Origin of the sequence: Duncaniella muricolitica (assembly GCF_910574735.1) — a bacterium.
Taxonomy (GTDB): domain Bacteria; phylum Bacteroidota; class Bacteroidia; order Bacteroidales; family Muribaculaceae; genus Duncaniella; species Duncaniella muricolitica.
Genome location: NZ_CAJTCF010000108.1, coordinates 1 through 9,976, shown reverse-complemented (window position 1 = coordinate 9,976; position 9,976 = coordinate 1). Strand labels below are relative to the sequence as shown.

Annotated in this window: 9 protein-coding genes, 1 tRNA gene and 1 pseudogene; 1 reads left to right on the top strand and 10 read right to left on the bottom strand. The window is 53.9% G+C overall.

What is annotated here, in order from left to right; all coding sequences use genetic code 11:
- Positions 1–304: 304 nt before the first annotated feature.
- From argH to QGT73_RS16070, 8 genes are all read right to left on the bottom strand, one after another.
- Positions 305–1,597: an argininosuccinate lyase gene (argH, locus tag QGT73_RS16105; protein WP_280123121.1), complete on the bottom strand. Its 1,293-nt coding sequence runs from the start codon at positions 1,595–1,597 to the stop codon at positions 305–307.
- A gap of 44 nt (positions 1,598–1,641) precedes the next feature.
- Complete coding sequence (locus QGT73_RS16100) at positions 1,642–2,757, bottom strand: M20/M25/M40 family metallo-hydrolase (protein ID WP_280123120.1); 1,116 nt, start codon at positions 2,755–2,757, stop codon at positions 1,642–1,644.
- A complete protein-coding gene (gene argB, locus QGT73_RS16095; RefSeq protein WP_280123119.1) occupies positions 2,754–3,542 on the bottom strand; it encodes an acetylglutamate kinase in 789 nt (262 codons plus the stop codon). Before argB ends, QGT73_RS16100 begins: the two co-directional genes overlap by 4 nt.
- Complete coding sequence (locus QGT73_RS16090; RefSeq protein ID WP_280123118.1) at positions 3,539–4,492, bottom strand: Rossmann-fold NAD(P)-binding domain-containing protein; 954 nt, start codon at positions 4,490–4,492, stop codon at positions 3,539–3,541. Before QGT73_RS16090 ends, argB begins: the two co-directional genes overlap by 4 nt.
- A gap of 16 nt (positions 4,493–4,508) precedes the next feature.
- Positions 4,509–5,654, bottom strand: a complete 1,146-nt coding sequence (locus QGT73_RS16085) for an aspartate aminotransferase family protein (RefSeq protein ID WP_280123117.1) — start codon at positions 5,652–5,654, stop codon at positions 4,509–4,511.
- 174 nt (positions 5,655–5,828) lie between these two features.
- A complete protein-coding gene (argC, locus tag QGT73_RS16080; RefSeq protein ID WP_280123116.1) occupies positions 5,829–6,791 on the bottom strand; it encodes an N-acetyl-gamma-glutamyl-phosphate reductase in 963 nt (320 codons plus the stop codon).
- The gene (gene argG / locus QGT73_RS16075; RefSeq protein WP_123617860.1) at positions 6,788–7,993 is read right to left on the bottom strand and encodes an argininosuccinate synthase; all 1,206 of its coding nucleotides are present in this window, start codon (positions 7,991–7,993) and stop codon (positions 6,788–6,790) included. The genes argC and argG overlap by 4 nt, the downstream gene beginning before the upstream one ends.
- Before the next feature lie 86 nt (positions 7,994–8,079).
- Entirely contained in the window at positions 8,080–8,694 is a 615-nt protein-coding gene (locus tag QGT73_RS16070) for a GNAT family N-acetyltransferase (RefSeq protein ID WP_280123115.1), read from the bottom strand.
- Between the two features lie 335 nt (positions 8,695–9,029).
- On the opposite strand from QGT73_RS16070, the gene QGT73_RS16065 reads away from it, so the two are divergent.
- Positions 9,030–9,102: transfer RNA gene (locus QGT73_RS16065), tRNA-Pro, on the top strand.
- Positions 9,103–9,267: 165 nt separating this feature from the next.
- On the opposite strand, the gene QGT73_RS16060 is transcribed toward QGT73_RS16065, so the two are convergent.
- Positions 9,268–9,831, bottom strand: coding sequence for an outer membrane beta-barrel protein (locus QGT73_RS16060; RefSeq protein ID WP_280123114.1), 564 nt, complete (start codon positions 9,829–9,831; stop codon positions 9,268–9,270).
- A 27-nt stretch (positions 9,832–9,858) separates the two neighbouring features.
- Positions 9,859–9,976, bottom strand: a pseudogene (locus QGT73_RS16055) (IS982 family transposase); the annotation flags it as partial.

Below are 9,976 nucleotides of genomic sequence, written 5' to 3'. Positions count from 1 at the left end.
GAACTATATGACCCGGCCTACCTGCCAAGAGACCCGAGATTAAAAATTGAGTATTAACATATTTTTACACTAATTTCTATCTAAAATCCTTGCGCAGGTCAGAGTAAACGGTTACTATATAATCTGCGTCCTACGGACGCCCTTGCGGGATATTGAGTGGCATGTGTAGGACACCCATGCGGGAGCGACCGAATTTATGAACTGAAATAAAAAACTTTTGTTTCTTATTGAGCTTATGAAACTTTTGTATCTCCCCATGTATGGCAAGACGGGCATTACAGGCCGTCTCAAGCAAGGGGCGGCGTCAGACTATCCTGTCGGCTATGGAGTGGAATTTGCGGGCTATCTCCTCGTTACACAGATTGCTGATGCTTCCGGCATGGGTGTGATGCACCTCACGCACAGGACGATAGGAGCCGTCCTGCACTTCAAGCCCGACTTTCTTGTAAGCTTCACGGAAGGGCATGCCCTCAAGCACAAGGCGGTTGACCTCCTCGACCGTGAAAAGATAGTCATAACGGGGGTCATTGACTATGCCGTCCTTCACACGTATGTGACGGAGCATAAACTCAGCCATGTCAAGACACTCTATAAGCTCGGTCGTAGCCGGGAAAATGATGTCCTTAAGAAGCTGGAGGTCGCGGTTGTAGCCCAGAGGCAGATTGGCCGTCAGAAGAGCTATCTCGTTGGGGACAGCCTGGAGACGGTTGCACTTGCCGCGCATGATTTCAAAGACATCGGGATTCTTCTTATGGGGCATGATTGACGAGCCGGTGGTGAGCTCGTCGGGAAAAGAGACGAAACCGAAGTTCTGACACATCCACATGCACACATCCATAGCCAGATGGCCGAGCGTCGATGCAATCGAGGCTATGGCCATGGACGCGGCGCGCTCGGTCTTGCCGCGCGACATCTGGGCGGCCACAACATTATAGTGGAGCGTCTCGAATCCGAGCAGACGGGTGGTCATCTCCCTGTCGAGCGGGAACGACGAGCCATAGCCGGCGGCCGAACCGAGAGGATTCTGATTGGCCACATTATAGGCTGCGGCGAGCATCTGCATGTCATCAACAAGCGACTCGGCATAGGCTCCGAACCATAGTCCGAACGACGAGGGCATCGCCACCTGCAGGTGGGTGTAGCCGGGCATGAGTTTGTCTTTATGCTCTTCGCTGAGAGCCTGGAGACGTGTGAACAGACGCTCGACCGCCTTGGCTATACGGCGCAGCTCGTCACGCATGAAGAGTTTGAGGTCGACGAGCACCTGGTCGTTGCGCGAACGGCCGGAGTGTATCTTCTTGCCGATGTCGCCGAGTCGGGCGGTGAGCATGAATTCCACCTGCGAGTGGACATCCTCGACTCCATCCTCGATGCGAAATTCGCCGCGCTCTATCACCTCGGCTATTTCACCGAGAGCCTTGAGCAGCACTTCGAGTTCGTCGGACTTCAACAGTCCTATGCTTTCGAGCATACGTATGTGTGCCATTGAGCCTTGCACGTCATAGCGTGCGAGGCGCAGATCAAGCTCACGGTCATTGCCGACGGTAAACTGCTCTATCATCTTGTCAGGCTCAAAGCCTTTGCTCCAAAGTTTCATTCAATTAGTAATTAGCAATTAGTAATTAGCAATTCCTTGCGGCTTCAGTCTTTTGTAAGCTGAAGGTTCTTTATTATACTGCCATACATGTCGATGGCTTCGGCAATCTCATTGAGGCAGATATATTCGTCGGCCGAGTGGCTGCGCGACGACTGTCCGGGGCCTATCTTCAGCGACGGAAAGCCGTGCATAAGCGACATGTCGCTCGTGGTGGGCGACACAAACGGGGTCAGCCCGAGGCCAATGACTGTCTGCACGAGCGGATGGCTCTCTTCTATCACCGAGGCGCGCACCCTGGTAGACCGCGGGGTGAGGGTCGACCACCTGACACGCGAGCGCAGCAGGCTCACGACCTCTTCGTTGGACTGAGCGTCGGTGGTGCGTATGTCGGTGACCCATCTGCACTCGTCGGGTATGGCGTTGTGCTGCCATCCGGCATTGATCTGTGTGACATTCAGACTCACCGGACCGAGCACCTGCGACACCGACGGGAACTCATAGGTGCGCAGAAGTTCGATATCCTCCATCGCGCGATATATGGCATTGATGCCCTCGCCGCGAGCCGCATGGCCTGTGACACCCGGTGTCACACAGTCGAGCACCACCAGTCCGCGCTCGCCCACGGCGGGCTGCATGCCGGTCGGCTCGCCCACTATGGCACAGTCGACCTTAATGCCTCGCCCGGCAAGCATCGGCAGGAAAGCCCGCATGCCGTTCTCGCCTCCCACCTCCTCCTCGGCCGTGACGGCAAGCAGCAGGTTGAAGGGCAGAGATGACTCGCGCAACTCGAGAAACACGCTTATGAGCGACACAGCCGACGCTCCCGCATCGTTGCTCCCGAGTCCGTAGAGACTCCCCTCCTCGACCGAAGGCATGAAAGGGTCGCGCGTATAGCTCGCAGCCGGACGCACGGTGTCGTGATGGGAATTGAGCATCAGAGTCGGGCGCGAGGGGTCAAAACCCGGACTCAGAGCCCAGATGTTGTTGACATGTCGCTGCGGCTCGGCCCCATGACAGGCGAGATACTCATATATTATATCGGCCGTACATCCCTCGTCACGTGAGAATGAGGGGGTGGCAATCATGCGGCTCAGGAGGTCGACTTCATTGCTGATGTCCCTGAGACCGTCGGTCGGGTCGGTTGCGGAGGAGGTGTTCATTGCGGGGAGAGTGTTGTGCCGGTCGGATTGGAGAGATTGGCGGCATGCTTGATGATGACGCTTCTCACGCCCGAACCGATGGCGCGGAAAGAGTTGTCGAGTTTGGGTATCATGCCCTTGTTGACCACCCCCTCGGCCTTGAGGTCGGCATATGTCGCGGGAGTGATGCGGGCTATGAGCGAGTCGGGCCGGTCGATGTCGCGCATCACTCCGGGCTGCTCGAAGCAGTATATAAGATCGGTCGGGGCGAGAGTCGACGCACCGATTGCCACCGACGAGGCTATGGTGTCGGCGTTGCAGTTGAGCAGCGTGCCGTTGCCGTCGTGAGTGATAGCGCAGTAGACTGGAACAATGCCTGCGTCAAGCAGCGCGGACATCAGCCCGGTGTTGACTCCCGAGGGGGAGATATCGCCAACAAAACCATAGTCGACAGGCTCGGCAGGACGACGGGTGGCGCATATGGCGTTGCCGTCGGCTCCGCTGAGACCAAGAGCGTTGCAGCCGGCGGCCTGGAGCTTGGAGACGATGCGTTTGTTGACCAGTCCGGCATAGACCATTGTCACGACATCGAGAGTGTCGCGCGAGGTGACGCGACGCCCCTCTATCATGACTGTGGGTATCTCGAGCCGGGCACTGAGACGCGTGGCTTCCTTGCCGCCGCCGTGTATCAGTATCTTGCGTCCGGGAAGGGCGGCGAAGTCTGCGACAAAGCGGTCGAGAGCTTCGGGATTGTCGACGATATTGCCGCCGATTTTCACCACTTTGATGTCTTCGGATGTCTTCATAGGCTTTCGAGCATGCGCTTGAGCACCACCTGTGCCGAAATCTCACGGTTGGCGGCCTCGGGAATGACTATCGAACGGTCTGACTCTATGACATCGTCGGTGACAATCATGTTGCGGCGCACGGGCAGACAGTGCATGAAGAAGGCGTTGTCGGTCAGAGCCATCTTGTCGGCATCTACGGTCCAGTCGCGGTCGGTCGAGAGCACCTTGCCATAGTTGGGGTCAGCGTAGGCCGACCAGTTTTTGGCATACACGAAGTCGGCACCCTCGAGAGCCTTGCGCTGGTCATACTCGACACGGGCATTGCCCACAAACTCGGGGGCAAGTTCATAGCCGCGTGGATGGGTGATGACAAACTCACAGTCGGTGGCGTTCATCCACTCGGCAAATGAGTTGGGAACGGCCTGAGGCAACGCGCGGGGGTGAGGAGCCCAGGTCATCACCACTTTGGGGCGGGGCTTGGTCTTGTATTCCTCAATGGTGATAAGGTCGGCAAAACTCTGGAGCGGGTGGCGGGTGGCGGCTTCCATTGAGAAGACCGGACGGCCGGAGTATTTGATAAACTGTGAGATGACACGCTCCTCATAGTCCTCGGCCTTGTCCTTGAGTCCTGCAAACGAGCGCACACCGATGATGTCGCAGTAGCATCCCATCACGGGGATGGCCTCAAGCAGATGTTCGGCCTTGTCTCCGTCCATGATTACGCCGCGCTCGGTCTCGAGTTTCCACGCGCCCTGGTTGACATCGAGCACGATTACGTTCATGCCGAGATTCATCGCGGCTTTCTGAGTGCTGAGACGGGTGCGGAGCGACGAGTTGAAGAATATCATCATCAACGTCTTGTTGCGGCCGAGGTCTGTATATGCAAAGCGGTTGGCTTTGACCTCAAGGGCCTCCTTGACCGCGAGGTCAAGCGGGCCTATATCTTTGACTGTCGTAAAATTTTTCATAGTGGCTTAATAGCTGTCAGCAATCGCCGGTGAGCAATTGTCTGAAGTTGGTGAGAAAAACATCGGCCTGGTCTTTTGTGAGGCCGAGGGCGGGAAGGAGGCGCACGGTGTGCTCGCCGGCTCCGCCTGTAAATATCCTGTGCTCGAAGAGCAGACGTTTACGCAGCTCGGAGGCCGAGCCTTTGATTTCGATGCCTATCATGAGGCCGCGGCCGCGCACTTCGACGATTTGATCGGTCTCTCCGGCCATCTCGTTGAGCCTCGTGATGAGATATTGTCCCACCTCGGCGGCATTCTCCACGAGATGTTCCGCCTCCATGACGTCGAGCACGGCGATGGCTGCGGCACACGCCAGATGATTGCCTCCGAATGTGGTGCCGAGCATACCTTTCCACGGCTCGATGGCCGGGGAGATGAGCACGGCTCCCATCGGGAAACCGTTGGCGATGCCTTTGGCGCATGTCACGATGTCGGGACGTATGCCGGCATGCTGATGGGCGAAGAAATTGCCCGTGCGACCGTAGCCTGACTGTATCTCGTCGAGGATTAATAGTGTACTAGTACACTCAGACACCGTGCGGAGCTGGCGCAGGAAGTCATCCTCAACCATGCGTATGCCGGCCACACCCTGTATGCCTTCGATGATGACTGCGGCATATTGGCCTGTGGAGAGACGCTCTTTCACGGCAGCGAGGTCGCCCAGCTTGACAAAGTCGACATTGGGAGTGGCGTTGAACGGGGCCTGTATCTTTGGATTGTCGGTCACGGCAACCGCTCCCGAAGTACGGCCGTGAAACGCGCGGTCAAAGGCGAGAATCTTGCTGCGGCCCGTGACAAACGAGGCCAGTTTCATGGCGTTCTCGTTGGCTTCGGCTCCGGAGTTGCACAGGAAGAGCGAATAGTTGTCATAACCGCTCTGGCGGCCGAGTTTCTCGGCCATGCGCATCTGCAGACTGTTTTTTACGGAATTGGAATAGAAGCCGAGACGACCCACCTGGTCGCTCACAGCTTTGACATATGTGGGATGGGCGTGTCCGATGGATATGACGGCATGGCCTCCATAAAGGTCGAGATAGCGGGTGCCGTCGGCCGTGAACACGTATGAGCCGCTTCCGCTTACCGGCTCTATGTCATATAGGGAATAAACGTCAAATAAAGTCACCTTGGATCAATTAGTAATTATTAATTAGTAATTAGCAATTAACGACTTGGCAATTAGTAATTAGCAATTAACGACTTGGCAATTAGTAATTAGCAATTAACGACTTGGCAATTGGCCGGCATGTCGTTTGACCGACCTATAATTACTAATTATCAATTGCTAATTACTAATTAATTAAAATGCTGATGGTTTGAGGGCGAGACCGGTGTGCTCGGGAAGCGCGAACATGAGATTCATGTTCTGGACGGCCTGACCTGACGCTCCTTTCAGGAGATTGTCGATGGCACTGAGTATAAGCAACTTGTCACCATGCTTCTCAAGCGAGACAACACACTTGTTGGTGTTGACCACCTGCTTGAGATCGACCGGCCGGTCGGATACATGCGTAAACTCGGCATCGGCATAAAAGTCCTTGTAGAGCTTGACGGCCTCGTCGAGAGGCATTGATGTGGTGACGTCGGCCATCACGAAGATGCCGCGGGCAAAGTCGCCGCGCACGGGTATGAAGCTGATGTCGTGGGTCTTGCCGCCGTCAAGAGCCGAGAGTGTCTGCTTGATTTCCTTGAGATGCTGGTGCTCAAAGGCCTTGTAGACCGAGATATTGTTGTTGCGCCACGAGAAGTGGGTGGTGCTTCCGGGCTTGACTCCGGCTCCTGTCGAGCCGGTGATGCCGGTCACATGCACCTCGCCCGAGAGCTTGCCGGCCGCCGCAAGCGGGAGCAAGGCAAGCTGTATGGCTGTGGCGAAGCATCCGGGATTGGCCAGACGCGAGCATGACCTGACGGCCTCGCGCTTCACTTCGGGCAGGCCATAGACATAGCCGTCCGACTCGTCGCGATAGTCCTGGGCCAAGTCGATGACCTTGAGGCCCTCGGGCATGACATTTTCCTCCCAAAACTTGCGGCTGAAGCCGTGGCCCTGGCAGAGAAACAACACGTCACACGCCGTGAGGTCATAGCTGTCGGCAAATGTCAGGTCGGTGTCGCCTATGAGCCCCTCGTGCACATCGGTGACGGGCGCGCCGGCATTGCTGGTGGAGTGGACAAAGGCCACCTCTACCTCGGGATGATTGATGAGGAGACGGAGCAGTTCGCCGGCTGTGTAGCCCGCGCCTCCTATGATTCCGGCCCTGATCATTCGTCGAGACCGTTACGTTTCTGCACGTTGTGATATATCTTCATCTGGTTGCCGAGGATTTTGGTGAATCCCTTCACGTCGTCGGCACTCCAGGCCTTGTTGACCTCGCCATATTCGCCGAAATCGGTCTTCATGAGGTCAAAGGGCGAGTCGACACCCACGAGGGTGTAGCCGAGCGGGCGGAGCGTAATCTCGACCGTACCAGAGACGTTGCGCTGAGAGTTTTCGAGAAATTTCTCCATGTCGCGCATCACCGGCTCGAGATACTGTGACTCGTGGAGAAACATTCCATACCATGTGCCAATCTGGTCTTTCCAGTATTGCTGCCACTTGGTGAGGGTGTGCTTCTCAAGCATCTTGTGGGCGGCGATGATGAGGATGGGTCCGGCGGCCTCGAAGCCTACGCGGCCCTTGATGCCGATGATGGTGTCGCCGATGTGCATGTCGCGGCCTATGCCGTAGCGCGAGCCGAGACGCTCCACTTCGCGTATGGCCTCGATGCGGTCGGCATAAGGCTTGCCGTTGACGGCCACTACCTCACCTTTGTCAAAAGTTATGGTCATCTTTTCCTCGCCCTGAGCGGTGACCTGGCTGGGATAGGCACTGTCGGGGAGAGTCTGCTCGGAATGGAGAGTCTCCTTGCCGCCGATGCTTGTGCCCCAGAGCCCCTTATTGATGGAGTATTCCATCTTCTTATAGTCGGCCTCGATGCCGTGCTTGCGCAAATAGTCGATTTCATACTCGCGGGTGAGGGTCATGTCGCGGGTCGGGGTGATGATTTCAATCTCGGGAGCGAGTATCTGGAATGTCAGGTCGAAGCGCACCTGGTCGTTGCCGGCACCTGTAGAACCGTGTGCCACGGCGTCGGCACCGATTTTCTTGGCATATTCTATGATGGCGATGGCCTGGAAGATGCGTTCGGATGACACCGAGATGGGATATGTGCCGTTGCGGAGCACATTGCCGGCTATCATGTAGCGTATGCTCTTGTCGTAATAGTCGCCTGTGACGTCGAGAGTGGCGTGTGATGCGGCTCCGAGTGCCATGGCGCGCTGCTCGATGCGCTCGAGCTCCTCGGGGCTGAATCCGCCGGTGTTTGCGATGGCGGTGTGTACCTCATAACCGAGGTCTTCCGAGAGATATTTGGCGGCAAACGATGTGTCAAGACCGCCGCTGAAGGCGAGAACTACTTTCTTTTTCATAACTGTTATAATTGGAGGAGTTTTTTCTTATTTAATAATGTATATGCCCTTAACGGGCTGATGTGGGAGTGGAGAGAGGGGGCGTGTCAGTGCTTGAATATCTTGACGAGACGGTTTTTGAGCCACATCATGTAGGGTCGGCTTTTGGAGGGGCGTTCAAACTTGGCTTTCGGGTCGTAGAGCATGCCTGTACAGAGACACATGCGGCGGTTGTTGCGCTGGAGTATATCATAGTTGACACAACCCTTGCATCCGGCCCAGAACTCCTCGTCGTCGGTAAGCTCAGAGAAAGTCACCGGACGATAACCCATCTGCGAATTGAGCTTCATCACCGGGAGAGAAGTCGTGATAGAGAAAATCTTGGCAAACGGGAATCTAAGCCTCGCAAGCTCAAATGTCTTGGCCTTGATACGTGCAGCCAGCCCCAATCGTCGGAACTCCGGGTCGACAATGAGGCCCGAGGTGGCCACATAATCACCATGTTCCCAGCTCTCTATGTAACTGAATCCGATCAGACGGTCGTCACAGAGAGCAACTACGGCCTTTCCGCCCTTGATTTTGCGGGCGATGTACTCGGGCGAACGCCGGGCTATGCCGGTGCCGCGCTGCAAGGCCGATTCATAGATGAGGTTGACTATCTGCTCGGCATACTTGCAGTGTTCTTCCTGAGCAAACATCACCTTAATCTGGTCATTGTTCATCTGACTGTTGCGGTACTTAGAAATTGTTGTTAATGAAAAATTAAAAGAATTGTGCAAAGTTACGCATTTTTATGACAATATTTCATTATATGGGGTATATTTTGTAAATAATTGCCACCGAAGTGCGCTTTGGAGAAAATTTTTCCAATAATTAAGGTGATTGCATAACTTTTGTAATACATAAACGGATGTTTTGTATAGAACACAAAACATGTACATAAGGGTCACGAAAAGCACATATAGAAATATCTATAAAATATGTATTGAAAAAAATTTGGTAATTCCTCGAAAAAGCGTTACCTTTGTGACCGCAAAAAGGCTATGAAAATGCCAATCGGGGTGTAGCACAGTTGGCAGCGCGCCACGTTCGGGACGTGGAGGTCGGAAGTTCGAGTCTTCTCACCCCGACATTTTTTCGACAAACGGGTGTAACTCATCGAGTTACACCCGTTTCGCCAAATTTGCCGGAACAAAAACGGAACACGCCGTTTTTGTGTGTCAATATTATTAATGGTCCAAGCCGACCTAAAAATTCTCCACACCTAAAATTTCAGACTGAATCATACCTGTTTTTCAAAATCTGTTCTTATCGATATTCTCGGCACCATGCCCCTTATAACGCGAACGTGTGGAATTGAAGTTATATCTAATTGTAAGTGACAGATCGCGTGTGTCATATATCTTTTCAGAAGAGGTGCTACTTATAGCATCGTATAATGTAACTTCCTGTCTCCAAGTATCGAAAATATCGTTGAGTTGCAGTTTTATACTCCACGTCTCATTCCCGAACGATTTATATAATCCGAGGTTGCATTGCCAGTATGGTTTGACATAGCAGTTATCTCCATTTCCTGAGGTTCTTGCCGAGAAATCAACATTCAACCACATATCCCAGGGAAGGTGTACCGCATTATCGAATCGAAATGTCCCTAATGGTCTATCCAAGCTCATAGATTTGCCATTATGAGCTATTTTGAAATCCTGAGCATTGATTCCAGCCATTATGGATGGATGCCAGCATCCGAAGAACGTAGGAGAATAATTGATATATGCCCCATAGGTATTGAATCGTGGCATATTAACCATAGTGAGCAGCGTAATGTTATCGTCTACGTGATATTCCGATGTCTGCCACATAAAATAACGTGAGTTCGATATAAGCAATCAGAACAAAGTTAGCTGGTTATCTGTCACAAACTCCAAAGAGATAGACGGTTTCTTTGGGAAAAAGCAGTAAGCAGCGATAGCACTCAAGGCATTGGTGATAAAATTAGCGAAAGAC

Bases quoted from the DNA above. Each gene is read 5' to 3' on its own strand.
- argH (WP_280123121.1), bottom strand. From the start codon at position 1,597: ATGAAACTTTGGAGCAAAGGCTTTGAGCCTGACAAGATGATAGAGCAG.
- argB (WP_280123119.1), bottom strand. From the start codon at position 3,542: ATGAAGACATCCGAAGACATCAAAGTGGTGAAAATCGGCGGCAATATC.
- QGT73_RS16090 (WP_280123118.1), bottom strand. From the start codon at position 4,492: ATGAAAAATTTTACGACAGTCAAAGATATAGGCCCGCTTGACCTCGCG.
- QGT73_RS16070 (WP_280123115.1), bottom strand. From the start codon at position 8,694: ATGAACAATGACCAGATTAAGGTGATGTTTGCTCAGGAAGAACACTGC.
- argG (WP_123617860.1), bottom strand. From the start codon at position 7,993: ATGAAAAAGAAAGTAGTTCTCGCCTTCAGCGGCGGTCTTGACACATCG.
- QGT73_RS16100 (WP_280123120.1), bottom strand. From the start codon at position 2,757: ATGAACACCTCCTCCGCAACCGACCCGACCGACGGTCTCAGGGACATC.
- QGT73_RS16060 (WP_280123114.1), bottom strand. From the start codon at position 9,831: ATGTGGCAGACATCGGAATATCACGTAGACGATAACATTACGCTGCTC.
- argC (WP_280123116.1), bottom strand. From the start codon at position 6,791: ATGATCAGGGCCGGAATCATAGGAGGCGCGGGCTACACAGCCGGCGAA.